Origin of the sequence: Micromonospora sp. GCM10011542, from assembly GCF_042650685.1 — a bacterium.
Lineage (GTDB): Bacteria > Actinomycetota > Actinomycetes > Mycobacteriales > Micromonosporaceae > Micromonospora.
In genome coordinates, this window is sequence record NZ_JBHSBO010000048.1 from 35,637 (window position 1) to 60,690 (window position 25,054).

Genomic DNA, 25,054 nt, shown 5'->3' on the forward strand with positions numbered 1-25,054 from the left:
GGGCTGGCTGTCAACCGTCGACCCGCCCGACGCGCTGATCGGCAAGGCTCCTGCCGGGGTTCACGCCCCCGGCTGAGAGCCGGCGGCGGCGTCAGTACGACTTTTCCTGGCCCAGGACGTGCTGAGCGACGAAGTTGAGGATCATCTCGCGGCTGACCGGGGCGATCCGGCCGGCCCGCACCGCGCCGAGCAGGGTGGCAACCCCGTACTCGGTGGTCATGCCGGCCCCACCGAGCGCCTGCACGGCGGTGTCCACGGCGAGCGCTGCGGCCTCTCCGGAGGCGTACTTGGCCATGTTGCCGGCCACCCCGGCCTCCAGGTCGCGGCCGGCGTCGTACAGCGTGGCCGCCTTCTGGATCATCAGGCGGGCCAGCTCGACCTGCACCGCCGCGTGCGCCAGCGGGTGCGACACACCCTGGTGCGAGCCGATGGTGCGGCCACCCCAGACCTTGCGGGTGGCGGTGTACTCGGTGGCCCGCTCGATGGCGTACCGGCCGGTGCCGGCACCCATCGCGGCGACGGTGATCCGCTCGGGGTTGAGCCCGGCGAAGAGCGCCGGCAGCCCGGCGTCCAGCGACTCGCCGAGCAGCGCGTCCGCGGGCAGCCGCACGTCGTCAAGGTAGAGCAGGAACTGGTTCTCCGGGGACAGGATCTCCATGTCCAGCTTGGACCGGGTCAGCCCGGCCGCGTCCGTGGGCACGAGGAACAGCGCGGGCTTGAGCTTTCCGGAGGCAGCGTCCTCGGTGCGGGCCACCACCAGCACGTGCTCGGCCTCGTCGACCCCGGAGATGTAGCACTTGCGGCCGGAGAGCAGCCAGTCGTCGCCGTCGCGGCGGGCCACCGTGCCGAGGCGGTGGAAGTTCGAGCCGGCCTCCGGCTCGGTGATCGCAAAGACGATCTTCGCCGACCCGTCGGCGAGGCCGGGCAGGTGGCGCTTGCGCTGCTCCTCGGTGCCGTGCCGGTTGATCACGGTGGCCGCGATGGCGGGGGAGACCACCAGCAGCAGCAGCGGGCAGCCGGCGGCGGCCAGTTCCTCGCAGACGATGGCCAGCTCGGTGATGCCGCCGCCCCCGCCGCCGTACTCGGTGGGGATGTTGACCCCCAGGTAGCCGAGCCGGCCGGCGTCCGCCCACAGCTCGGTGGTGTGTTCGCCGGCCTTCGCCTTCTCGACGAAGTAGCCATGCCCGTACCGGCGGCCCAGCGCCCGTACGGCGTCGCGCAGCTGGTCCTGTTCAGGGTTGAGGTCGAAGGTCATCGGGGGTCCTCCTCAGGATTGACCACGGCGAGCACGGCACCGGTGCGCACCGGGCCGCCGGCCGGCACCGGCAACTCGACGACCACGCCGTCGGTGGGGGCGAGCACGGGGTGTTCCAGCTTCATCGCTTCCAGAGTGAGCAGCAGGTCGCCGGCCGCGACCCGCTGACCGACCTCGACGTGCACCCGGGTCACCGTGCCCGGCAGCGGCGCGAGCAGCGACCCGGCGGCCAGCTCCGCGGTGGGCAGCGGGAACCGGGGCAGCTCGGTGAGGTCCGCCGCCCCGTCCGGGCCGTCCACGAAGACCGCCGACCCCACCCGGTGTACGCGGTACGCGCGCCGCACACCGTCGACGTCGAGCACGACCCGGTCCGGGGCGGCCTCGACCAGCGTCACGACGGGCGCGCCAGCCGTTGCGGCCGTGCCGGGGTCTTCCGGCCGGTTCGCGGAGCCCCCGGCGGCACCGGAAGCCGCCGGCGTGCTGGACCAGTCGGAGAGCCGGCCACTCCGGTCCAGGCGGTAGCGAATCTCGATCTGGCCGCCGTCCGGCCTGGCGAAGCGGGCGACCTGCGGAAAGGCGGGGACGTTGCGCCAGCCGGACGGCAGCCCGGCGAGCACCGGCGCGGTGGCCCGACGGTGGGCGGCGCCCGCCAGCGCGGCGGCGAGGGCCGTCAGCGGGAGCTGATCGGCGGGGAGCAGCGGCGCGAAGACCTCGGGGTGCCGGTCCAGGAACCCGGTGTCGATCTCCGCCGCCGCGAACTCCGGGCTGCGCAGCACCCGGACCAGCAGGTCCCGGTTGGTGGCCACCCCGTGCAGTTCGGCCCGGGCCAGCGCGGTCGCCAGCGCCCGGGCCGCCTCCGCCCGGGTCGGTGCCACGGCGATGAGCTTGGCGAGCATCGAGTCGTAGTGCACGCCCACCACCGAGCCCGCCACAACCCCGGAGTCGAGCCGCAGGCCCGCCCGCTGGATCCAGCCGAACTCGCGACTCACCCCGGGCACGTTGAAGCGGTGCAGGGTGCCCGTAGCGGGCCGCCAGCCCTGCGCCGGCTCCTCGGCGCACAGCCGCACCTCGATCGCATGGCCACGGACGGCGGGGTACAGAGCGTGCGCGGGCAGTGGGGCACCCTCGGCCACCAGCAGTTGCAGCCGGACCAGGTCCAGCCCGGCCGGGGTGACCAACTCGGTGACGGGATGCTCCACCTGGAGTCGGGTGTTCATCTCGAGGAAGAAGAATTCGTCGCTCGGCGCCAGCAGGAACTCCACCGTGCCGGCGCCCACGTAGCCGACCGCGCGGCCGGCGGCCAACGCCGCCTCGTGCAGCCGATCCCGCAGCCCGGGCGCGACGACCCCCGGCGCCTCCTCGATGATCTTCTGGTGCCGGCGCTGGATCGAGCACTCTCGCACGCCCAGAACGTTGACCGTGCCGTGGGTGTCCCCGAAGATCTGCACCTCGACGTGCCGGCCGCGCTCGACGTACCGCTCGATGAAGACCGTGCCGTCGCCGAACGCCGCCGCCGCCTCGCGGCGCGCGGAGGCCACGGCCTCGGGCAGCGCGGCGGCGTCCCGGACGATCCGCATCCCCCGGCCACCACCACCGGCGGACGCCTTCACCAGCACCGGGAAGTCGGTGATCTCGTCGGCGTCGGTCCAGGTGGGCAGCATCGGCACGCCCGCGTCCGCGAGGAGGGCCTTGGCCGCCATCTTGTCGCCCATCGCGGCGATCACCTTGGCCGGCGGGCCGATCCAGGTCAGGCCCGCGTCGGTCACCGCCGCCGCGAAGTCGGCGTTCTCGGCCAGGAAGCCGTAACCCGGGTGGAGGGCGTCGGCGCCGGAGCGGCGGGCCGCGTCCAGGATCAGATCCACCCGCAGGTACGTCTCGGCCGGCGTGTTGCCCGGCAGACGGACCGCCTGGTCGGCCTCGGCGACGAAGGGGGCGTCGGCGTCCGCGTCGGAGTGCACGGCGACGGTCTGGACGCCCAGTGTCCGGCAGGTGGCGAAGACCCGCCGGGCGATCTCGCCCCGGTTGGCCACGAGCAGTTTGTTGATCACTGGTCGTCCCCTCTACATCCGGAAGACGCCGAAGCCGTCGGCGCCCTTCACCGGTCCGCTGTGGATCGCCGACAGGCAGAGCCCGAGGACGGTACGGGTGTCCCGGGGGTCGATCACCCCGTCGTCGTAGAGCCGGCCGGAGAGGAAGAGCGCTCCGGACTGGGACTCGATCTGCTGCTCGACCATCATCCGCATCGCGGCGTCGGACTCCTCGTCGTAGTCCCGGCCCCGCGCGGCGGCGGCCTGGCGGGCCACGATGGACAGCACCCCGGCCAACTGCGTCGGGCCCATCACCGCCGACTTGGCGTTCGGCCAGGTGAACAGGAACCGTGGCTCGTACGCCCGCCCGCACATGCCGTAGTTGCCGGCGCCGTACGAGGCGCCCAGGTTGACCGTCAGGTGCGGCACCGTCGAGTTCGACACCGCGTTGATCATCAGGGCGCCGTGCTTGATGATGCCGCGCTGCTCGTACTCGGTGCCGACCATGTAGCCGGTGGTGTTCTGCAGGAAGATCAACGGGGTGTCGGCGGCGTTGGCGAGCTGGATGAACTGCGCCGCCTTCTGCGCCTCCTCGCTGAACAGCACGCCCCGGGCGTTGGCCAGCACCCCGACCGGGTATCCGTGCACCTCACCCCAGCCGGTGACCAGCGCGGTGCCGTAGCCGGGCTTGAACTCGTCGAAGTCGCTGCCGTCCAGCACCCGGGCCAGCACCTCGCGCGGGTCGAACGGCACCTTGAGGTCCGCGCTGGCGATGCCGAGCAACTCCTCGGGGTCGTACTTCGGTGGCTGCGGCACCGTGTTGCGCGGTGCCGGACCCTGCTTGCGCCAGTTGAGCCGGCGGACGCACTGCCGGGCCACCCGGATGCCGTCCCGCTCGTCCTCGCCCAGGTAGTCGGCGAGACCGGAGGTCGCGGCGTGCATGGCCGCGCCGCCCAGCGACTCGTCGTCGGTGACCTCGCCGGTGGCCATCTTCACCAGCGGCGGTCCGGCCAGGTAGACCTGCGACCGGTCCCTGATCATGATCACGTGGTCGGACATCCCCGGCACGTACGCGCCACCGGCCGTGGCGTTGCCGAAGACCACGCTGACCGTGGGGATTCCCGCCGCGGAGAGCCGGGTCAGGTCGCGGAACACCCGGCCGCCCGGGATGAAGATCTCCGCCTGGGTGGGCAGGTCCGCCCCGGCCGACTCGACCAGGTTCACCATGGGCAGCCGATTGGTCAGGGCGATCTCGCCGGCCCGCCGCGTCTTCGCCAGCGACCACTTGTTGACGGCGCCGCCGCGTACCGTCGGGTCGTTGGCGACGATCAGGCACTCCACGCCCTCGACCACCCCGATGCCCGTCACCACGCTGGCCCCGACCGGGAAGTCCGTGCCGTACGCCGCCACCGGCGACAGCTCCAGGAACGGGCTGTCCGGGTCCAGCAGCAGCTCGATCCGCTCCCGGGTGAGCAGCTTGCCGCGAGCGTGGTGCCGGGTCACGTACTTCTCGCCGCCGCCCGCGCGGGCCTGGTCCAGCGCCGCGTCCAGCTCGGCGAGTCGTTCCAGCAGCGCCGCCCGGTTCGCCACGAACCCGGGCGCGGACGGGTCCACCGTGTTGTCCAGTGTGGTCATAGGCCCATGCCCTTCGCGATGATCTCGTTCATGATCTCGGTGGTGCCGCCGCCGATGCCGAGGATCCGGGCGTCCCGGTAGTGCCGCTCCACCTCGGCGTCGCGCAGGTAGCCGAAGCCGCCGTGCAGTTGCAACGCCTGGTCGACGACGTGGTCGCAGGCGGCCACCGCGACGTTCTTGGCCATCGCCACCTCCGTCACCACCGGCTCGCCAGCCACCACCCGGTGGGCCACCTCGTGCACGTACGCGCGGGCGGCCTCGGCCCGGGTGTGCATCTCGGCCAGCCGGTGCCGGATGAGTTGCCGGCTGGCCAGCGGGCGACCGAAGGTCTCCCGGTCCCGGCACCAGCGCACCGCCAGCTCCACGCAGCGCTGCGCGGTGGCGTACGCCTGCGTGGCGAGGGAGAGCCGCTCGGCCGCGAAGTGCTGCATGATCGCGAGGAAGCCGGTGTCCTCCGCGCCGATCCGGTTCGTCAGCGGCACCCGGACGTCGACGAAGGACAGCTCGGCGGTGTCCGAGCAGTGCCAGCCGAGCTTCTCCAGCCGGCGACCCACGGTGAACCCGGGGGTGCCCTTGTCGATGACCAGCAGGGTGAGCTCCCCGCTGCCCGGGAAGTCGGTGCAGACCGCCGTGGTCACGAAGTCCGCCCGGTGGCCGCTGGTGATGTACGTCTTCGACCCGTTCACCACGTAGTGGTCGCCGTCGCGGCGGGCGGTGGTGCGGATGCCCGCCACGTCCGAGCCGCCGTCCGGCTCGGTGATCGCCAGTGCGCCGATCATCGTCCCGGCCAGGGTGGGGCGGACGTACCGATCGATCAGGTCGTCGTCGCCGGACGTCGCGTCGCTGCCCAGTCGCCCGCCGAGGGTGCCGCCGGTGCGCTTGCCCGCCGCGGCGACCATGTGCGGCAGCGCGATGCCGTGCGTGAACAGCGCGGCCACCAGACCGGACGAGCCGCCGGAGCGGATCAGCTCCTCGGTGACCAGGATCGAGTCGAGCAGGTCGCCGCCGCTGCCGCCGACCGACTCGGGAAAGCCGATGCCGAGCAGGCCCAGCTTCGCGGCGGTGGCGTGCAGGGACCGGGGCACCTCGCCGGCCCGCTCCCAGTCGTCCAGGTGCGGCAGCACCTCCCGGGTGACGAACGCCCGGGTCAGCTCGCGCAGCTGCCGCCGCTCCGGGGTGTCCACGATGCTCACACCGCCTCTCCGTCCGAATCGGCCGGGCGGTCCGGCCCGGTCGCCAGGTCGGCCGGCAGGTCGACGATCCGGGACCGGAGCAGCTCGCCGAGCGCCTTGGCCTGGGGGTCGAACCGGGTGGACGCGGCCACCCCCTGCCCCAGCAGCCCCCGGATCACGAAGTTGACCGCCCGCAGGTTCGGCAGCTCGTACCGCTCCACCCGCAGCGGCGCGGTCTCCGGCAGCAGGTCGGCCAGCCGCCCGACGGTCAACCAGGCTCGCAGCCAGTCGTACCCGGCGTCGGTGCCGGCCCAGACGCCGAGGTTGGCGTCGCCGCCCTTGTCCCCCGAGCGGGCGCCGACCAGCTCCCCGAGCACCCCGCGCCGGCTAGCGGCCGCAGGTAAGGAAGGGCCCCCTGTTATCGGATCCTGTTGTACAAGGGGCCCCTGCAAACACGTGGTCGGCGGCGGGGCGATCGGCACCCGCTCGCCGCCGGGCAGCACCGCGACATGCGCCACGGAGTCCTGCGGCACCGCGTCGGCGGTGAAGACGCCGTACGGGGTCGCGTCGCCGGGCAGGGTGGTCAGCGTGCAGCCGGGGTACGAGGCCAGCGCCAGCTCCACCGCGGCGGCCGAGAAGGCCCGCCCGGCGCGCGACTTGTCGCTGTCGCGCAGGTGTACGTGCAGCAGGGCGCTGGCCGTCTCGGTGTCGGCGGCGTCCGGGTGGTCGGTCCGGGCCAGGACGACCTCCAGCCCCTCCTTGCCGACTGCTTCCTCCAGCTGCCCCCGGACCAGGGCCGCCTTCGCCTCGATGTCCAGCCCGCACAGGACGAAGGTCATCGAGTTGCGGAAGCCACCGAGGTTGTTGACGCCGACCTTGAGCGTCGCCGGCGGCGGGGTGCCCCGGACGCCGGAGACCCGGACCCGGTCCGGTCCGTCGGCGTGCAGCGTCACGCTGTCCAATCGGGTCACCACGTCCGGTCCAAGGTATTCCGGCCCGCCGACCTCGTAGAGCAGCTGGGCGGTGACCGTCTCCACGGTGACCGCGCCGCCGGTGCCGGCATGCTTGGTGATCACCGACGAGCCGTCGGGGTGCACCTCGGCGATGGGGAAGCCGGGACGGTGCCCCCCGTCGGGCAACTCGGTGAAGAAGCTGAAGTTGCCGCCCGTGACCTGCGCCCCGCACTCGATCAGGTGCCCGGCCACGGTCGCCCCGGCCAGCGCGTCCAGGTCGTCGCGACCCCACCCGTAGCGGGCGATGGCCGGACCGACGACCAGCGACGCGTCGGTGACCCGGCCGGTGACCACCACGTCCGCCCCGCCGTCCAGGCAGGCGGCGATGCCGAACGCCCCCAGGTAGGCGTTCGCGGTCAGCGCGTCCGGTCGCTGGAGCGCGTCGCCCTCGACATACCCGATCCGGGCGGCGAGGCCGAGCCGGTCGGCCAGTGCGCCGATCGCGGCGGCCAGGCCCGCCGGGTTGAGGCCGCCGGCGTTGGTCACGATCCGCACGCCCCGGTCCAGGGCGGTGCCGAGCGTGCCCTCGAGTTGGCGCAGGAAGGTCTTCGCGTAGCCCAGCGACGGGTCGCGCATCCGGTCCCGGCCGAGGATGAGCATGGTCAGCTCGGCCAGGTAGTCCCCGGTCAGCACGTCCAGCTCGCCGCCGTCGAGCATCTCCCGCCAGGCGCTGGCCCGGTCGCCGTAGAAGCCGGAGGCGTTGCCGATGCGGATCACGCGCGTACCTCGCTCCCCGCGACGGTGGCCCCGGCTCCCGCTTCCCGGCCGGCTCCGGGCGGGCCGGCGAAGGCCTGCGCGATGTCGAGCCACTCGTCGGCGACCGGGCCGGTGGCCACCAGCGCCAGGTCCGCGCGGTGTCGGCGCTGGGTGACCAGCAGGCAGAAGTCTTGGGCCGGCCCGGTCACCCGGTCGGCGGCGTCTGCCGGCCCCCAGCTCCAGGTGTCGCCCGAGGGTGCGGCCAGCTCGACCCGGACCGGCACCGTCGGCACCTCGCGGCCGTGCGCGGCGAAACCGTGCCCGAGGGTACGCACGCCGAGGTGCGCGATGTGCCGGAGCCGGTCGGTGGCGGGACGGACCACGCCGAGCGTGTCGGCCACGTCCTCGCCGTGCGCCCAGGTCTCCATGATCCGGGCGGTGGCCATCGAGGTGGCCGACATCCGGGTGCCGTACCAGGGCAGCTTCTCGCCTGCCGGAACGGCGGCGAGGGCGTCGCCGAGCGCCGCCCGGCCGGCCCGCCAGCGGGCCAGCAGCTCCGGCGGTGGGGCGAGGAACTGCTCCGCGCCGTCGTCCACCAGCCGGGCGGGATCGGGTGCGGTGGTGACCGTCTCGTAGAACGCCGCCGCGTCCGTGGCGGCCAGCAGCGCCACGTGGTCGGTCCAGGCCAGGTGGGCGATCTGGTGCGCGACGCTCCAGCCGGGAGCGGGGGTGGGCCGCGCCCAGCCGGCCGGCGGCAGCGGACTCACCAGGGCGTCCAGCTGGGCGGACTCGTCGGCCAGGTCCGCGAGCAGGTCGCTGAGATCGACCATGGTGCCTCCGGTCGGTGCGGGCCGGCGCAGGCCGGCGGGTTAGGGCGTGAGCAGGGTGGCGAGCTGGCGCTTCCAGGTGGTCAGCAGCGCGGTACGCCGGGTGGAGTCATCGCTGAGCAGGTTGGCGACACCCAGCCCGCGCAGCAGGTCGAGGGTGGCCTGCACCGCCTCCCGGACGCCGGGCCGGCGCTCGTCCACGCCGAGCAGACCGACGGTGAGCCGGTGCATCTCGCGGCCGAGCCGGGCCTCCAACGGCACCAGGGCGTCGCGCAGCTCCCGGTCGGTGCGGGCGGCGACCCAGAGCTCGATGGCGGCGACGAAGAGCGGCCCGGTGAAGGCCGCGCCGAGCAGGTCGATCACCCGGTCCAGTCGTTGCGGGCCGGCCGGCAGTGCCTCCGCCTCGGTGCGCAGCTCGCCGGCCCGCCGCTCGGCCAGGTGCGCCACGGCGGCCGTGACCAGGGCGGCCTTGGTTGGGTAGTGGTGCAGCTGCGCGCCGCGCGAGACGCCGGCCCGGGCCGCCACCACGGTCGTGGTCGTGCCGGACCAGCCACGCTCGATCAGGCAGTCGACGGTCGCCTCCAGCAGTCGGGCCTGGGTGGCCCGACTGCGCTCCTGCTGAGGGACGCGCGTCGATGCGGTGGACACGGGGACAGCGTGCCGCCCAGAAAACAAACAGTCAAGCCTGACTTTTTCGGCGGGCTAGTGGCAACGTTCGGTGGGTTTCGCGGTGCCGATCAGCGTTGCCGGGGCCCCGAGCATGGCGGCCTGTTGAGCTGCCCCAGATATGGGGGACCACCCAGGCCACCCTCCGCCTGCGCTGTCCGACCGAGCAGGGCACGGCAGGGCAGGTGCCGCTGGCCGGATGGAGGCCGGCCGCCCGGCCGGAGTGACGGGTCAGCGGCCGTCGCGGGGGGCGAAGACGGCCAGCGCCTCCGCGTCGCTGTACTGGAAGCGCAGGTACTCGTCGGCCCAGGCGACGGCGTCGGGGAAGGTGGACTCGGCGGCCACCCGGGCGCAGGCCGCGTCCACGTCGAAGAGGGTCCGGCGCAGCTGCACACCCGGCCCGAGCAGCGCCCACCAGGCACCCGAGCCCCCGTATGACATGCCGATGCTGCCGGCGTTGACCACCAGGCGCCGGTCGACCAGGCGGGCGAAGGGCATGTGGGTGTGGCCGCAGACCACCGTCCCGATCTCGGCCGGGAGGCCGGCGAACACCTCCTCCCAGCGCTCCATTCGGGAGTCGACCAGCACCATCTCCTCGTCGTCACGGGGGGTGGCGTGGCAGAAGAGCGTCGGCCGAGGCCGTCGATCTCCAGCGTCACCGTCGCGGGCAGCGCGGCCAACCGGGCCACCTGGTCGGCGCGGAGCTGTTCGGCTGCCCAGTTGGACACCTCGAGCGAGGCCGGGCGGCCGTTCCGGGCCTCGACCAGCTCGCGGTCGGCGTTGCCGCTGACCCAGCGGGCGCGGTCACCCAGGTCGGCGAGCAGGTCGAGCACCTCGACCGGTTGCGGGCCCGCCGCGATGTCGCCGGTGAGCACGATCAGGTCGGCGGCGGCGACGTCCGGCTCGGCCAGCACGGCCTCCAGTGCGGGCAGCACACCGTGGATGTCGGAGAGGACAGCGACACGTTCGAGCATCGCCCCAGCCTGGCCCGGACCCGGGCCGGGGTCCAGCAATTCTGCGCCAGGCAGATCGCGCCCGGGCTGTCGGCATCGCGTACGTTGGCGCCGCCGTCTACCGTGGGCCCGCGCTCGCCCAGTCTGGAGCGGGCACGCTGGACCTGGCAGCGCTGGCGCAACCAGGCCGAGCGGCGGCGACACCGGCGGCCCGTGCCCCGGCTCGGCAGGCGGCAGGACTCGTACAGGACGCAGCGGCGCGAGGATTCCGTGCCGTGACGCCGATGGACCGACCCGGACCGCACGACGGCGGCCGGGCCGGGGACGTTCGTCCTGACCTGGTCAGACGCGAGCGCGGCGGGCGAGGCGCTCCGGGTCCAGGATGATGATGCTCTTGCCGTCCAGCCGCAGCCAGCCCCGCGAGGCGAAGTCGGCCAGGGCCTTGTTGACCGTCTCCCGGGAGGCGCCGACGAGCTGGGCGATCTCCTCCTGGGTGAGGTCGTGGGTCACGCGCAGCACGCCGCCGTCCCGGGTGCCGAAGCGCCCGGCCATCTGGAGCAGGTTCTTGGCGACCCGACCCGGCACGTCGGTGAAGATCAGGTCGGCGAGCGAGTCGTTGGTCCGACGCAGCCTGCGGGCCAGCACCCGGAGCAGCTGCTCGGCGATCTCGGGGCGGTTGTTCAGCCACGGCCGCAGCGCCTGCTTGCGCAGCCGCACGAGCCGGGTGTCGGTCACCGCGGTGGCGGTCGCCGTACGCGGACCGGGGTCGAAGAGCGACAGCTCACCGACCATGTCCGACGGACCCATCACCGCGATCAGGTTCTGCCGGCCGTCCGCCGCCCGGCGGCCGACCTTGATCTTGCCGGACAGCAGGATATAGAGACTGTCGCCGGGCTCGCCCTCGTTGAAGACGATCTCGCCCTTGCGGACCTCGATCGTCTCCATCTCCTTGGCGAGCGCCTCGGCAGCCTCCGGGTCGACACCCTGGAAGATCCCGCTGCGGGCCAGTACCTCGTCCATCGCGCACCTCCGGTTGCGCGTGCCGTCCGTCGGCCGGGTCCGCCGTCCGCTGATCCCTCGCGCGCCGCCAAGTCTAGGCGCACATGAGCTTGAATCAGAGGTGCCCCCTGGAATCTTGATCTGTGGGCGTAACCTGCCCGACGTGCTGAGCGAGCCGACCCTGACCAGCCGCGCCGAGGACGGGCGGGACGTTCCGCTGCTGGTGTGGCGTGCCGACGGCCCACTACGGGCGGTCAGCACCGGCCCGCTCGGCGGCGGGATCGGGGTCCGGCACTGGGTGTTGAACGCGACCGTGCCGATGTCGTACGACCGGGAGGACCCGGCGCGGCATCTGGCCGAACTCGCGGCGGACCTGGACCTCGACGGCCCCGGGGTCGGGCTGCTGACCGGCGTCGACGTGGCCGAGGTGCTGACCCGGACCGACACCGGGATCCGGGCCTGGGCGACGGTCGGGCTCGGCACGCCGGTCCTGGCCGCCGCGCCCACCCCGGCCGCACTCGCCCAGCGGGTCGGCACCGTCAACATCGTGGTGTACGTGCCGGCCCGGCTCGGCGACGCGGCGCTGGTCAACGCGGTGGCCACCGCGACCGAGGCGAAGACACAGGCGATCATGGAGCTGGGGTTGACGGCCACCGGCACGCCAACCGACGCGGTCACCGTGCTCTGCCCGGTGGACGGGCCGGAGGCGGCGTACGGCGGGCCGCGCTCGACCTGGGGCGCTCCGCTGGCCCGGGCGGTGCACGCCGCGGTGCTCGCCGGCGGCGCCCGGCCGGTCGTGCCCTGGTCGGACCGGCCGACCGGCTGAAATTCCAACCGACCGGCCCTCGTCGGCGCGTATACGGACCGGTAGGGTCGCGGACAATGTATGCTTCCGCCCCCTCCGCGCCCCGCCCGCGCCGCCGCGCCGCTCTCGGCCTCGGCGCGCTGCTGGCCACCCTGCTCCTCGTCGGCTGCGGCGACTCCGGCGAGGCCCCGGTCTGGCAGCAGGGCGCCGGCGGCGGTGGCACCGGCGCTCCGGTGTCCACGGCGCGTCCCGGCGGTAGCCCCTCCGCTTCCGGTGGAGGCGGCGCGATCTCCCTCTCCGCCACCGGCGACATCATCATGGGCAACGCGCCGAGCCGGCTGCCCGCCGCCGGCGGCAAGGGCTTCTTCGACTCGGTCACCAAGGCGCTCGAGGCCGACCTGGTGATGGGCAACCTGGAGGAGCCGCTGACGGTGGACACCGGCACGGGCAAGTGCGGTGCCAACTCCACCCGCTGCTTCCAGTTCCGCGCTCCGCCGGAGTACGCCGCGCACCTGCGCGACGCCGGGTTCGACGTGCTCAACCAGGCCAACAACCACGGCTACGACTACGGCCCCAAGGGCTACCAGAACACCCAGCGTGCGCTGGAGAAGTACGACCTGAAGCACACCGGCGCCCCCGACGAGATCACCGTGGTCGATGTCGAGGGCGTCAAGGTGGCGATCGCCGGCTTCTCGTCGTACGTCTGGTCCAACAGCCTCGTCGACATCGCCGCTGCCAAGGAGGTGGTCGCCAAGGCGGCCGCCATGGCGGACCTGGTCGTGGTGCAGGTGCACATGGGTGGCGAGGGCGCCGACAAGACCCGGGTCAAGCCGGGCACCGAGATGTTCCTCGGCGAGAACCGCGGCGACCCGGTGAAGTTCTCCCACGCGATGATCGACGCCGGCGCGGATCTGATCGTCGGGCACGGCCCGCACGTGCTGCGCGGCATGGAGTTCTACCAGGGTCGGCTGATCGCGTACAGCCTGGGCAACTTCGCTGGCGGCGGCAATTCACTGAGCAACACGGGCCGGCTCGGCTGGGGCGGGGTGCTGAAGGTGTCGCTCAAGCCGGACGGCAGCTGGGCCGGCGGCTCGCTCACCTCGACGTACATGAACTCCGCCGGCAAGCCGACGATGGACCCGAACGACCGGGGCCTGGGCCTGGTCACCGAGTTGAGCCGCACCGACTTTCCGAGGTCCGGGGCCCGGTTCGACGAGCAGGGCAAGATCTCCCCGCCCGCTGCGGGCTGAGCCGGACGGCATCGTCGGGGCCGCGACGTAGGCTGGCCGTCGTGACCAGTAGCCCTCCCGCTGCCAGCGAGACCGACCTCGGGCGCAAACGCCGTGCCCGGAAGATCGGCCGGGTGCTGACCGAGACCCACCCCGACGCGCACTGTGAGCTGGACCACTCCAACGCGTTGGAGCTGGCCGTCGCCACCATCCTCTCCGCGCAGTGCACCGACAAGAAGGTCAACGAGGTCACCCCGAAGCTCTTTGTCCGCTACCCGACCGCCGCCGACTACGCCGGCGCCGACCGTGGCGAGATGGAGGAGCTGATCCGGCCCACCGGCTTCTACCGCAACAAGACGGACTCGCTGCTGAAGCTGGGCCAGGCCCTGGTCGAGCGGTACGACGGGCAGGTGCCCGGCCGGCTGGCCGACCTGGTGACGCTGCCGGGGATCGGCCGCAAGACCGCCAACGTGATCCTCGGCAACGCCTTCGACGTCCCCGGCATCACCGTCGACACCCACTTCCAGCGGCTGGTCCACCGGTGGCGGCTGACCACCGAGACCGACCCGGTCAAGATCGAGCACGCGATCGGCGCGCTGTACGAGAAGCGCGACTGGACCATGCTGTCGCACCGGATCATCTTCCACGGCCGGCGGGTCTGCCACGCCCGCAAGCCGGCCTGCGGTGCCTGCACGCTGGCCCGGCTCTGCCCGTCCTACGGCACCGGGCCGACCGACCCCACCGCCGCCGCCAAGCTGCTCAAGGGCCCCCGGGCGCGCGATCTCGCGGCGGCGGCCGGAGTCGACCCGGAGCTGGTGCCCGCCCAGGCGGTCGCGGCGGAGGTGCCGTGAAGCGCCGGCTCGCCGTCCTGCTCGTCCCGCTGCTGCTGGCCGGCGCCGTCGGCTGCACCGCCGACCCCGCCGAGCCGTCCGGGCCGACGCGGCAGGCCACGGCCGCACGACCGTCACCGTTCGCCGACTGTGCCGCGCTGACGGCCGCCCCGACCGGTGCTCCCGCCTCGGCCCCGACCGGTGCTCCCGCCGCGGCCCCGGCCGGCTCCAGCTCGGCCCGACCGGCGGCGGATGCCGGGCCGCTCCTGCCCGAGCTGACCGTTCCCTGCTTCACCGGCGGCGCCCCGGTCGCCCTGCGCGACATCCGCGGCCCCGCGGTGATCAACATCTGGGCCTCGTGGTGTCCGCCGTGCCGCAAGGAACTGCCGGCCTTCCAGCGGCTCAGCCAGCGCTCCGCCGGCCAGCTCCAGGTGATCGGCGTGAACACCCAGGACAGCACCGCCGCCGCCCAGTCCATCGGCGAGGACTTCGGCGTCCGCTTCCCGACCCTCGTCGACCAGGGCAACGCGCTGCAACGTGAGCTGAAGCGCAACGCCTTCCCGCTGACCCTCTTCGTCGACGGCCAGGGCCGGATCCGGCACGTCGACGCCAGCGGCGCCCTCGACGACGCTCGGCTGGCCGAGCTGGTCCGCGAGCACCTGGCTGTGGCGGTCCCGGCGTGACCCGCACCCCGCCGGACTGGATCGAGCCGCTGCTGGGCCGGCTCGGCACCGCCCGCGCCGAGGACTTCACCCGGCTGACCACCCCCGCCGAGGGCGGCCGCGAGAGCGCCGTCCTGGTGCTCCTCGGCGAGCAACCCGGCGCCGGGCCGGACGTGCTGGTCCTGCAACGCGCCGCGACCCTGCGTACCCATGCCGGCCAGCCCGCCTTTCCCGGCGGCGCGGCCGACCCGGAGGACGCCGACGCGCGGGCCACCGCGCTGCGCGAGGCGAACGAGGAGGTCGGGCTCGACCCGACCAGCGTGACCGTGCTCGCCCAGCTGCCGAAGCTGTGGATCCCGGTCAGCGACTTCGTGGTCACCCCGGTGCTGGCCTGGTGGCACGACCCGCACCCGGTGCACCCGCGAGAGCCGGCCGAGGTGGCGCACGTGGCCCGGCTGCCGGTCAGCGAGCTGGTCGACCCGGCCAACCGACTGCGGGTCCGCCACCCCAGCGGCTGGATCGGGCCGGCATTCTCGGCACGCGGAATGCTGGTCTGGGGCTTCACCGCCGGGGTGCTGGCCACCCTGCTCGAGATGGGCGGCTGGGCCCGCCCGTGGTCGGCCGACCGGGTGGTCGAGCTGCCGCCCACCCGCGCCACCCCGGCGCCCTCCGCCGGCACCGACGAGGTCGACGAGAGGGCCGTGCGCTGACCTGACGGTCACCTTCCGCAAGCGATGGTCATTACGCGGGCGCCCTGCCCGTACGCTTGACCCGTGTCCGCCGTGGATCTCGTCCTGCTGCTGCTCATGCTCGTGTTCGCGATCAGCGGATACCGTCAGGGCTTCGTCATCGGAATCCTGTCGTTCTCGGGCTTCTTCCTGGGCGCGCTGCTGGGCCTCCAGCTCGGGCCGCTGCTGGCCCGCCAGTTCGTGGACAGCGGCACCCGGGTGTTGATCTCGCTGGTGGCGGTCTTCGGGCTGGCCGTGGTCGGTCAGGCGTTCGCCGGCTGGCTCGGCTCGCACCTGCGCAAGACGATCACCAGCGACGTGGGCAAGCGGGTCGACGACGTCGGCGGCGCGTTCGTGTCGCTCTTCGCCGTGCTCCTGGTCGCGTGGCTGGTCGCGGTGCCGCTCGGCTCGTCCTCACTGCCCTGGCTGGCCGCCTCGGTACGCAACAGCGCGCTGATCACGGTCGTCGACCGGGTCCTGCCGGACCAGGCCCAGCAGCTCTCCACGGCCCTGCGCGACACCGTCGACACCAACGGCTTCCCGGACGTCTTCGGCGACCTGGCGCCCACCCGGGCCCGGCAGGTCGAGGCGCCGGACCCGGCGCTGGCCGGTTCCCAGGTGGTGGTCAACGGCCAGCGGTCGGTGGTCAAGGTGCTCGGCTCGGCGCCCAGCTGCTCTCGCCGGATCGAGGGCTCCGGCTTCGTCTACGCCGACGACCGGGTGATGACCAACGCGCACGTGGTCGCCGGCACCCGCTCGGTCTCGGTGGAGCTGGCCGGCGACCGGTACGACGGCGAGGTGGTGGTCTACGACCCGGACCGGGACCTCGCCGTGCTGCATGTGCCCGGGCTGCCCGGCCCGTCGATGCGGTTCGCGGCCGGCAAGGCGGGCAGCGGCTCGGACGCCATCGTGCTCGGCTTCCCGCTGGACGGCCCGTACAACGCCCAGTCGGCGCGGGTCCGCGACGTCGACCGGATCACCGGGCCGGACATCTACTCCTCCGGCGACGTGACCCGGGAGATCTACACGATCCGGGCGCTGGTCCGCAGCGGCAATTCCGGCGGCCCACTGGTCTCCGCCAACGGGCTGGTGCTCGGCGTCATCTTCGCGGCGGCGGCCGACGACCCCAACACCGGCTTCGCGGTGACCGCGGCCGAGGCCCGCCCGGTGGCGCTGGCCGGTGCCGAGCGCACCCGTGGCGTCGGCACCGGCGAGTGCACCTGAGGCTGGTCGGCCTCAGCGGGCGGTCGCGGCGGTGGGCCCGTCGGCGGGCCGGCGGACGGTGGGCAGCTTCGCCCGCCCCCACCGCACGCCGCGGTCCAGCACCGACCGCGCCATGATGGCCACGCAGGTGCCGCCGTTGAGGAAGGACGCCACCACGTCGCTCGGGTGGTGCATGCCTCGGTACATCCGGGTCAGCGCCACGCCCAGCGGCACCACCAGCAGCAGCGTCCACCAGGCCACCTTCGCCCCGGTGCGGCGCGACCGCAGGGCCAGCAGCACGGCGATGCCCACGTAGAGCGCCACCGCCGCCGAGGTGTGCCCCGACGGGAAGCTGGACGTGGGCGGCGAGACGTCCATGTGTTCCACGGCCGGCCGCTGCCGGTCGATCGCCATCGTGGTCAGCAGGAACACCAGCGCCTGCGCGGTGACGGCCGCGCACAGGAACAGCGGCTCCCGCCAGCGGTGCAGCCAGAGCCGCAGCGCCAACGCCACCAGCACGGTGACCACCACGATCAGCTGGGTGCTGGCCAGGGTGCTGAACACCAGCGACACGTCGTTCCAGCCGCCGGTGCGGCCGGCCGCCAGCTCGCGGTTGATTCCGTCCTCCACTGTGAACGGCCACGTCCGGTCGAGGACCCGGGTGACCAGCACGCCGAGCAGCACCATGACGCCGAGCAGGAGGGTTACCGGCAGCAGCACCCGCCGGACTATCTGGACCACGGTCTCGGACATGGGCGGGCCAGTACCCGTCCGCCGCGTTCGCCACGCCTCAGGCCGCGCCCGGATGCTCGTCGACCTCGGGAGCGACGCCCTCGCGGGTCGGCCGGACCGGGCGCAGCCCGGCGTGCGCCCGCCAACTGGTGAACGCCGCGGCGGTGGCCGCCACCACCGCGATGCCGAGCAGCCAGCCGCCGAGCACGTCGCTGGTGTAGTGCACGCCCAGCGCCACCCGGCTCACCCCGGTCAGCACGGCCACCAGCACCGCGGCCACCCAGAGTGCCACCCGACGCGGCCCGGGCCGGCTGTACGGCAGGAAGACCAGCAGCAGCACCCCGGCGGCCAGGGTGGCGTTCAGGGCGTGCCCGGACGGGAAGGAGTAGCCGGCGGCCCGGGCCACCGGGTCGAGCAGATCCGGCCGGTCGCGGCCGACGAGCAGCTTGAGCAGCGGACCGAGCAGCCCACCCACCGCCATGGTGGTGGTCACCCAGAGGGCCAGCCGGCGTGCTCCCCGGCGCAGCAGCCAGATCACCACCAGGAGCGCGGCGCCGCGCAGCGGCATCGGCGCGAACACCTCCGTCCACACCCGCATCAGCGCGACCCACGCCGGGTGGTCGAGCGCGTAGCCGTGCAGCGCTTCGGTGACCGTCGCGTCCAGCCGGTGCAGCGGTGGCCACGCCCCCAGCACCAGCAGGGCGAGCAGCGCGAACGGCACCAGCACCAGGAACGCCGCCGTCGCCGCCAGGGTCAGCCGCAGACCCAGCGAATGCTCCGGGTCCAGGCGGCGCCGCCGCCAGGACGCGCGGGAGACGGGAACCAGGGTGCTCGGGCCGGAGCTGTTCATGCGCTCGGTTCTACCCAGGCCGCGCGACGGTCAGGCATCCGGGATCGGGCCGAGGTCAGCGGGCGCGCTGACGGAACCGGCGGATCATCAGCGCCGCCCCGGTGACCAGGGCGACGAAGAGCGCGGCGCCGGTCCAGAGCCGCTCCGGCGCCGAGCCGTCCGGGCCACCCGCGGCCCGTGCCGTCCACGGGCTCTGCTTCCGTGGGGCGGTGAGACCGAGCGGGTCTCCGCCGGCGCCGGTCACCGCGTCGTCGTCCGCTCCGGGTGCCGCACCGAAACCCGCCACGCCGGGCGAGGTGCGGTCGTCCAGCGGGTTGGCGGTCACCGGGGGCACCTGCGCGGTCAGGGCGGCCACCGGGTCCACCAGGCCGTACCCGAAGCGATCGTCCCGGCCGGTCGGGCCGAGGTCCCGCGCGGTGGCCAGCAGCCGGTTGACCACCTCACCGGCGGGCATCCGCGGGTAGCGGGACCGGACCAGCGCGGCCGTCGCGGCGACCAGCGGCGCGGCGAAGCTGGTGCCCTGCACCCGCCAGTAACCGCCGGGTGGACGGGCGCCGACCAGCCCGGTCGCCGGGGCGGCGAGCACCGTGGCCCGGCCGGTGATCGACCCGGACCAGAGGTTGTCGCTGCTGCGTTCCAGACCGGAGACCGCGATCACCCCCGGCTCCCGAGCCGGGTACCAGACCTTGCTGCTGGTGGAGGTGGCCAGGTTGCCGGTGCACGCGACCACCACCACGTCCCGGGCGAACGCGTAGTCCAGCGCCGCGGCCAGGGCCGGGCTGTCACCACTGCCGCCGAGGGACAGGTTGATCACCCGGGCGCCGTTGTCGACGGCCCAGCGCACTCCCTTGGCCACGATCATCGCGTCGTCGTAGCGGTTCTCGTCGTCCAGCACCCGCACCGGGAGGATCCGCGCGTCCGGCGCCAGCCCGACCACGCCGCGCTTGTCGTCGCTACGGCCGGCGATCAGGCCGGCGACCGTGGTGCCGTGTCCCACAGGGTCGGCTTGCTCGCCGCCGCCCGGGGAGACCAGGTCGATGCCGGGCAGCACCTGGCCGGTCAGGTCGGGATGGCTGGCGTCCACTCCGGAATCGATCACCGCGACGGTGACTCCCCGCCCCGTCGAGGTGCGCCAGGCCGTCTCGGCCCGCAACTCGTCGAGCTGCCACTGCTCGTCGCGCACCTGATCGGTGCGGCTTACGGAGTCACCGGGCGCGAACGCCACCGGCGCGCCGCCGAGCTGACCGCCGGCGGGCGCGGCACCGGCCGGTGCGGCCGGACCGGCGACGGCCAGCACGGCCGTCACCACCCCGAGCAGCGTCCGCGCGGTCACCCGCCGGGTCGCTGCCGGACCGCTGTGCCGAACCCCAGTCACATACTCAGCCATTCATCCCGACGGAACCATGACGATCGGAGATTACCGGTTTCCCCGGGTGTCACGGGGAGAACCGGGCAGACGCTTCACGGTGGCGGCAGGTGGGCGAGCTGGACCAGGCGTACGCCCTCCCGGCGGGTGACCAGGCGACCACGCCCCGGCGGCAGCGGACCGGGCCGGACGGGGCCCACCAGCGCGCCCTCCTCGGGGCTGCCCGCCATCACCAGCCCGGCGGTGGACAGTTCGCGCAACCGCTGCACGACGGGCTCATACTGGGACCGGCCCGCGCCGCCGGAGCGGCGGGCCAGCACCAGGTGCAGCCCCACGTCACGGGCGTGCGGCAGATGGTCCTCCAGGGCCCGCAGCGGGTTCGCCGGACCGGCCGAGACCAGGTCGTAGTCGTCGACCAGCACGAACAGCTCCGGGCCGGACCACCAGGACCGGTCGCGCAGCTGCTGCGGGGTCACCTCCGGGCCGGGAGCCCGGCGTTCCAGGTAACCGGCCGCCGACTCGACCAGGTCGGCGGTGTGCGCGGCGGCGGTGCCGTAGCCGATCAGGTGCGGCGTCTCGATCGTGCCCAACAGGCTGCGCCGGTAGTCCACCAGGATCACCCGGGCCTGCTCCGGGGTGAACCGGGTGATGATCGAGGTGGCCAGCGCCCGCAGGAACGCGGACTTGCCGCACTCCGCGTCGCCGAAGACCAGGAAGTGCGGCTCGGTGGCGAAGTCGAGCACCACCGGGCGCAGGTCCGCCTCGGCGATCCCGATCGGCAGGCGCAGCCCGGTCGTCGCGGCGAGGTCCAGTTCGGCGTACGGCAGCACCGGCGGCAGCAGCCGCACCCGGGGCGCCGGTGGCCCGGACCAACTCCCGGCGACCCGCTCGCCGTTCGGGCCGCCGCGTTTCGTCGGCGCGCCCGAACTGCTGGCCGGGTCGATGTCGCTGCTGCTGGTGTCACTGCTCGCGCTGCTCGGCGTCGCCAGCCGGCTGCGGGTCTTCGTGGCCGGTGCGACGATCGGGCTGACCGGGGCCGCGGCGGCGCTCGGGGGGCTGCTGCTCACCCCGGCCGGCACCGCGGCGGTGCTGCTCTGCGCGCTGGTCTTCGCCGTGGGGGCGATCCCGCTGCTGGCCATCCGGCTGGGCAAGCTGCCGCTGCCGCCGGTCACTCTGCCGGCCGCCGCTCCGGACGGGCAGCCGGAGCGGGGTCGGGACCTTCCGGACCGCAGTCGGGTCTACGCGGCGGTGGCCCGCACCGAGGAGGTGCTCACCGGGCTGCTGCTCGGGCACGCGGTGCTGACGGTGGCCGCGGCGGTGGTGCTCGGGGTGGCCGGTGGGACGGCCGGCGTGGTGCTGGTGGCGGTGGCGTCGGCCGTGCTGCTGCTGCGGTCACGCCTGTTCGTGGCGTTGCGGCACCGGGTGCCGGCCGTGCTCGCCGGGCTGGCCGGGTACGCGGTGCTCGGCGCGGTGCTGGTCGACCGCGCCGAGGGGGCCGGCCGGCTCGCTCTCGTGCTCGGCGGGGCGGCGCTCGCTCTGGTGGCCGTCACAGCCGGCACCGGGTACGCCCGCAGGCCGGTCTCGCCGTACCTGGGCCGGATCGCGGACCTGACCGACACGGCGCTGGTGGTGGCCGTGGTGCCGGTCGCCTGCGCGGTGCTCGACCTGTACGACCGGGCCCGAGGGCTGCTCGTCTGAGCGGCCCCCGGGCCCGTCACGTCGATGCTGTCAGTGCGCGGCGTCGCCGTGCGCCTCGGCGTCCTTCGCCCGCTGGTACGAGGCCCGGATCTCCGCCTCGGCCTCGGTGCGGCCGACCCAGGTCGCGCCCTCCACCGACTTGCCGGGCTCCAGGTCCTTGTACACCTCGAAGAAGTGCTGGATCTCCAGCCGGTCGAACTCGCCGAGGTGGTGGATGTCGCGCAGGTGCTCCTGGCGGGGGTCCTCGTAGGGCACGCAGAGGACCTTGTCGTCCCCGCCCTTCTCGTCGGTCATCCGGAACATGCCGATGGTGCGGCAGCGGATCAGGCAGCCCGGGAAGGTCGGCTCGGGCACCAGCACGAGCGCGTCCAGCGGGTCGCCGTCCTCACCGAGGGTGCCCTCGATGAACCCGTAGTCGGCCGGGTACTGGGTGGACGTGAAGAGGGTGCGGTCCAGCCGGATCCGGCCGGTCGCGTGGTCCACCTCGTACTTGTTCCGGTGACCCTTGGGGATCTCAACCGTCACGTCGAAATCCATCTGCACGCTCCCTCGTCTGCCCACGCTGGCTAACGGAACCACCGGCGCCTCCCGGACAGGTGAATGCCCACCCGCCGGCTCCGGCCGCCGCATAGTCTTCGGACCGAAGTAGTGTCACCCAGGCCGATTTTCGCGGGGGAAGGAGGGGGTCGTGGGGAGGGAAGATTCACACTACCGCCCGGACGGGGTCGTCGGACGTGCTACCGGACGATCCGGGTCCGGCGGTGCCACCGGGCGGGTTCCGGTGCCGGAAGCCCAGTTCCCCCGTACCCCCGAGCCGCCGAACGGAGCGGCCCCGGTGCCGGAGACGGTACCCGAGCGTCCCGCGCCGCCGCCGTGGCGACCGACGATCGGTTCGGCTCCCGCCGGCACGAACACGGGTCGCTTCCCGGTCCTCGGCGGCAACCGCCCGGCAAGCGTCCCACCCGGCCCGGGCGTCTCGATCCCGACCGGTCCGGCCCCGCTGGGCCCGCCGTCCGGATCCCGACCGACCGTCCGGATCCCGACCGGCGCACCACCCGTGGGCCCGCCGATCTCGGCGCTGCCCGCGCCCAGCGGCGCGGCCCCGCCACCGGCCGTGCAGCGACGGCGGCGGCTGCCGGTGCTGCTGACGCTGGTGCTGCTGCTGGTGCTCGCCGGCGTAGGGGTCGTGGTGACCCGACCCGGGCCGGTCGCCGGCTGGCTGGGCGACGACAGCGCGCCCTCGGCCGCCGCCGGCGGGTCGAGCCAGGAGCCCGCCCCGTCGGACGTGCTGGCCGGCCCGGACCCGAACGCCGCGCTGCCCACCCCCGACGGGGTACGCGCCGCGCTGGACCCGCTGGTCCGGGCGGCCGCCCTCGGTGACCGGGTGAACGTCTCGGTGGCCGACGTGACCACCGGCCAGTCGCTCTTCACCAAGGGGGCGGACGAGGGCACGGTGCCTGCCTCGGTGACCAAGCTGGCGACCGCGGTGACGGTGCTCGCCGCGCGCGGCCCCGGGTACCGGATCCCCACCCGGGCGGTGGCCGGCGCGACGCCCGGTGAGGTGGTGATCGTCGGTGGCGGCGACCCGACGCTGGCCGTGGGCAAGAAGGGCTACTACCCCGGCGCGGCCCGCCTTGACGACCTGGCCACGCAGGTGCGAGCCGCGCTCGGCGGCGCGGCCCCGACGCGGGTCACCGTGGACGGCTCGGTCTACTCCGGCCCGGTCTACGGGCCGGGCTGGGACGCCGACATCCCCACCGGCGGGTACGGCGGCGCGGTGACCGCGCTGATGACCGACGGCGCCCGCCGGGACCCGGACGCTGACAGCGGGGGGGCCGAGCGGGTCAGCGAGCCGGACCTGGCCGCCGGCCGCGCCTTCGCCCGGCTGCTCGGCGTGCCGACCGACACGGTCAAGCGGGGCGCCGCCCCGGCCGCCGGCACCGGCGGAACCCCGGCGCCCGGCACCGAGCTGGGCACCGTGCAGTCCCCGCCGCTGATCCGGCTGGTCGACATCATGATCAGTGAAAGTGACAACCTCCTCGCCGAGGCGCTGGCCCGCCAGGTGGCGCTGGCCCGCAACCAGCCGGCCTCGTTCGACGGGGCGGCGGCCGCGATGGACGCGGTGGTGAGCGAGCTGGGCCTGCCGGCCGACGAGATCAGCCTCTCCGACGGCAGCGGCCTGTCCCGCCGTAACCGGATCAGCCCGTCGCTCCTGACCGACCTGATCCGGGTAGCCGGCGGCGGTGACCACCCGGAGCTGGCCGGCGTCTTCGGCGGCCTGCCGGTCGGCGGCTGGTCCGGCACCCTGGGCGAGCGGTACCAGCGCGAGGCCGGCACCGCCGCCGGGGCGGGCACGGTCCGGGCCAAGACCGGCACGCTGACCGGCGTGCACGCCATCGCCGGCCTGGTCACCACCGCCGACGGCCGGCTGCTCACCTTCGCGGTGCTCACCGACCGGGTTCCCGGCGGCACCGACACCGCCCAGCCCGCGTTGGACCGGATCACCGCCGCGCTCGCCGCCTGCGGCTGCCGCTAGGGCCCGCCCCGTCGCCCGGTGGCGGTCCGACGGCCGGTACCGGCATCGATCGACGTCGCGAGCCCGGGCCGGGGTGTTCCGGCGCGGGTACGGTGGGTGCATGGCGCAGTTCGTGGACTGGGATCTGGCCGCCGCGACCGCGGGGGCGCTGAGCAAGTCGGGCCCCCGGGTGTCCTACACCGAGGCCACCGACGTGGTCGGCGACCTGCGCCGGCTGACCGACGAGGCGGCGGGGCACGTCGCCGACTACACCGGTCTGCGCGCCCAGGTGGCGCACCCGCCGGTGCGGGTGGTCGATCGCCGGGACTGGGCCGCCGCCAACATCGCCGGGTTGCGCGAGGTGATCAGCCCGCTGGTGAGCCGGCTCTCCGGGGACAAGCGGCCCGGTCCGCTCACCGAGGCGATCGGTTCGCGACTGACCGGCGTGCAGGCGGGCACCGTGCTGGCCTACCTCTCCGGCCGGGTGCTCGGCCAGTACGAGGTCTTCTCCGGCGACCCGGGTCAGCTGCTGCTGGTCGCCCCGAACATCGTCGAGGTGGAGCGCAAGCTCGGCGCCGACCCGCGGGACTTCCGGCTCTGGGTCTGCCTGCACGAGGTCACCCACCGCACCCAGTTCACCGCGGTGCCGTGGATGCGGGCCTACTTCCTCGGCGAGGTGCAGGCATTCGTGGACGCCTCCTCCAGCGGCGGCGAGCACCTGCTGGAGCGGGTGCGGCGCGGGGTGGCGACCCTCTCCGAGGCGGTCCGCGACCCGGAGAGCCGCACCAGCGTCCTGGACATCGTGCAGACCCCGGCGCAGCGGGCCGTGCTGGACCGACTCACCGCGCTGATGACCCTGCTCGAGGGGCACGCTGAGTTCGTCATGGACGGCGTCGGCCCACAGGTGATCCCGAGCGTCGAGCGGATCCGGGCGTCGTTCAACCGGCGGCGCGAGGCCGGCAACCCGTTGGAGAAGGCGATCCGTCGGCTGCTCGGCGTGGACGTCAAGATGCGCCAGTACGCGGAGGGACGCAAGTTCGTGCACGGCGTCGTCGAGCGGGTCGGCATGGAGGGCTTCAACTCGATTTTCAACTCGCCGCTCACGCTGCCCCGACTGACCGAGCTGGGCGATCCGGACGCCTGGGTGGCCCGGGTGCACGGGCCGGCCGGCACCTTCCCGGCCGCCGGCTGAC

Annotated in this window: 21 protein-coding genes and 3 pseudogenes; 9 read left to right on the forward strand and 15 right to left on the reverse strand. The window is 74.1% G+C overall.

The features are described from left to right. Positions 1-91 precede the first annotated feature (91 nt). From ACFOW4_RS17515 to ACFOW4_RS17560, 10 genes and pseudogenes are all read right to left on the reverse strand, one after another. Positions 92-1,255, reverse strand: coding sequence for an acyl-CoA dehydrogenase family protein (locus tag ACFOW4_RS17515; RefSeq protein WP_377528960.1), 1,164 nt, complete (start codon positions 1,253-1,255; stop codon positions 92-94). Next, complete coding sequence (locus tag ACFOW4_RS17520; RefSeq protein WP_377528962.1) at positions 1,252-3,303, reverse strand: biotin carboxylase N-terminal domain-containing protein; 2,052 nt, start codon at positions 3,301-3,303, stop codon at positions 1,252-1,254. The genes ACFOW4_RS17515 and ACFOW4_RS17520 overlap by 4 nt, the downstream gene beginning before the upstream one ends. A gap of 12 nt (positions 3,304-3,315) precedes the next feature. Next, positions 3,316-4,917: an acyl-CoA carboxylase subunit beta gene (locus tag ACFOW4_RS17525; RefSeq protein WP_377528964.1), complete on the reverse strand. Its 1,602-nt coding sequence runs from the start codon at positions 4,915-4,917 to the stop codon at positions 3,316-3,318. Continuing rightward, positions 4,914-6,110, reverse strand: a complete 1,197-nt coding sequence (locus ACFOW4_RS17530; RefSeq protein ID WP_377528967.1) for an acyl-CoA dehydrogenase family protein — start codon at positions 6,108-6,110, stop codon at positions 4,914-4,916. Before ACFOW4_RS17530 ends, ACFOW4_RS17525 begins: the two co-directional genes overlap by 4 nt. Further along, on the reverse strand, positions 6,107-7,759 hold the full coding sequence (locus ACFOW4_RS17535; RefSeq protein WP_377529146.1) for an acyclic terpene utilization AtuA family protein: 1,653 nt from the start codon (positions 7,757-7,759) through the stop codon (positions 6,107-6,109). Before ACFOW4_RS17535 ends, ACFOW4_RS17530 begins: the two co-directional genes overlap by 4 nt. Before the next feature lie 56 nt (positions 7,760-7,815). Beyond that, positions 7,816-8,628 (reverse strand): TIGR03084 family metal-binding protein, encoded by an 813-nt coding sequence (locus tag ACFOW4_RS17540; RefSeq protein ID WP_377528969.1) that lies wholly within the window; start codon positions 8,626-8,628, stop codon positions 7,816-7,818. 39 nt (positions 8,629-8,667) lie between these two features. Beyond that, positions 8,668-9,273 (reverse strand): TetR/AcrR family transcriptional regulator, encoded by a 606-nt coding sequence (locus ACFOW4_RS17545; protein WP_377528971.1) that lies wholly within the window; start codon positions 9,271-9,273, stop codon positions 8,668-8,670. 249 nt (positions 9,274-9,522) lie between these two features. Beyond that, positions 9,523-9,882, reverse strand: coding sequence for a metallophosphoesterase family protein (locus ACFOW4_RS17550; protein ID WP_377529156.1), 360 nt, complete (start codon positions 9,880-9,882; stop codon positions 9,523-9,525). Between the two features lie 194 nt (positions 9,883-10,076). Beyond that, positions 10,077-10,265 (reverse strand): annotated as a pseudogene (locus ACFOW4_RS17555) (metallophosphoesterase family protein); the annotation flags it as partial. Positions 10,266-10,586: 321 nt separating this feature from the next. After that, a complete protein-coding gene (locus ACFOW4_RS17560) occupies positions 10,587-11,264 on the reverse strand; it encodes a Crp/Fnr family transcriptional regulator (RefSeq protein ID WP_007466162.1) in 678 nt (225 codons plus the stop codon). A gap of 142 nt (positions 11,265-11,406) precedes the next feature. Between ACFOW4_RS17560 and ACFOW4_RS17565 the strand changes: the two genes are divergently transcribed. The 6 genes from ACFOW4_RS17565 (at position 11,407) to ACFOW4_RS17590 (ending at position 16,721) form a co-directional block, all read left to right on the forward strand. Beyond that, positions 11,407-12,069: an adenosylcobinamide amidohydrolase gene (locus ACFOW4_RS17565; RefSeq protein ID WP_377528972.1), complete on the forward strand. Its 663-nt coding sequence runs from the start codon at positions 11,407-11,409 to the stop codon at positions 12,067-12,069. A gap of 56 nt (positions 12,070-12,125) precedes the next feature. After that, positions 12,126-13,298 carry a CapA family protein gene (locus ACFOW4_RS17570; protein ID WP_377528975.1) on the forward strand — a complete coding sequence of 391 codons (1,173 nt, stop codon included), beginning with the start codon at positions 12,126-12,128 and terminating at the stop codon, positions 13,296-13,298. A 41-nt stretch (positions 13,299-13,339) separates the two neighbouring features. Next, positions 13,340-14,128, forward strand: a complete 789-nt coding sequence (gene nth / locus ACFOW4_RS17575) for an endonuclease III (RefSeq protein ID WP_377528976.1) — start codon at positions 13,340-13,342, stop codon at positions 14,126-14,128. Then, complete coding sequence (locus tag ACFOW4_RS17580) at positions 14,125-14,790, forward strand: TlpA family protein disulfide reductase (protein WP_377528978.1); 666 nt, start codon at positions 14,125-14,127, stop codon at positions 14,788-14,790. Before nth ends, ACFOW4_RS17580 begins: the two co-directional genes overlap by 4 nt. Beyond that, positions 14,787-15,479 carry an NUDIX hydrolase gene (locus tag ACFOW4_RS17585; RefSeq protein ID WP_377528980.1) on the forward strand — a complete coding sequence of 231 codons (693 nt, stop codon included), beginning with the start codon at positions 14,787-14,789 and terminating at the stop codon, positions 15,477-15,479. Before ACFOW4_RS17580 ends, ACFOW4_RS17585 begins: the two co-directional genes overlap by 4 nt. 63 nt (positions 15,480-15,542) lie before the next feature. Beyond that, positions 15,543-16,721, forward strand: a complete 1,179-nt coding sequence (locus tag ACFOW4_RS17590; protein WP_377528984.1) for a MarP family serine protease — start codon at positions 15,543-15,545, stop codon at positions 16,719-16,721. A 12-nt stretch (positions 16,722-16,733) separates the two neighbouring features. On the opposite strand, the gene ACFOW4_RS17595 is transcribed toward ACFOW4_RS17590, so the two are convergent. The 4 genes and pseudogenes from ACFOW4_RS17595 to ACFOW4_RS17610 all read right to left on the reverse strand — a co-directional run. Continuing rightward, the gene (locus tag ACFOW4_RS17595; RefSeq protein WP_377528985.1) at positions 16,734-17,453 is read right to left on the reverse strand and encodes a phosphatase PAP2 family protein; all 720 of its coding nucleotides are present in this window, start codon (positions 17,451-17,453) and stop codon (positions 16,734-16,736) included. A 37-nt stretch (positions 17,454-17,490) separates the two neighbouring features. Further along, positions 17,491-18,282: a phosphatase PAP2 family protein gene (locus tag ACFOW4_RS17600; RefSeq protein ID WP_377528988.1), complete on the reverse strand. Its 792-nt coding sequence runs from the start codon at positions 18,280-18,282 to the stop codon at positions 17,491-17,493. A gap of 55 nt (positions 18,283-18,337) precedes the next feature. Next, the gene (mycP, locus tag ACFOW4_RS17605) at positions 18,338-19,669 is read right to left on the reverse strand and encodes a type VII secretion-associated serine protease mycosin (protein WP_377528989.1); all 1,332 of its coding nucleotides are present in this window, start codon (positions 19,667-19,669) and stop codon (positions 18,338-18,340) included. A 74-nt stretch (positions 19,670-19,743) separates the two neighbouring features. After that, positions 19,744-20,535: pseudogene (locus ACFOW4_RS17610) on the reverse strand (FtsK/SpoIIIE domain-containing protein); the annotation flags it as partial. Between the two features lie 19 nt (positions 20,536-20,554). Here ACFOW4_RS17610 and ACFOW4_RS17615 point away from each other — a divergent pair. Further along, positions 20,555-21,346, forward strand: a pseudogene (locus ACFOW4_RS17615) (type VII secretion integral membrane protein EccD); the annotation flags it as partial. Positions 21,347-21,376: 30 nt separating this feature from the next. Here ACFOW4_RS17615 and ACFOW4_RS17620 read toward each other — a convergent pair. Continuing rightward, a complete protein-coding gene (locus ACFOW4_RS17620) occupies positions 21,377-21,883 on the reverse strand; it encodes an inorganic diphosphatase (protein WP_377513306.1) in 507 nt (168 codons plus the stop codon). A 520-nt stretch (positions 21,884-22,403) separates the two neighbouring features. On the opposite strand from ACFOW4_RS17620, the gene dacB reads away from it, so the two are divergent. Next, positions 22,404-23,882, forward strand: a complete 1,479-nt coding sequence (dacB, locus tag ACFOW4_RS17625; RefSeq protein WP_377528992.1) for a D-alanyl-D-alanine carboxypeptidase/D-alanyl-D-alanine-endopeptidase — start codon at positions 22,404-22,406, stop codon at positions 23,880-23,882. Positions 23,883-23,982: 100 nt separating this feature from the next. Next, positions 23,983-25,053 (forward strand): zinc-dependent metalloprotease, encoded by a 1,071-nt coding sequence (locus ACFOW4_RS17630; RefSeq protein ID WP_377528993.1) that lies wholly within the window; start codon positions 23,983-23,985, stop codon positions 25,051-25,053. The last annotated feature ends 1 nt before the right edge of the window (position 25,054 follow it).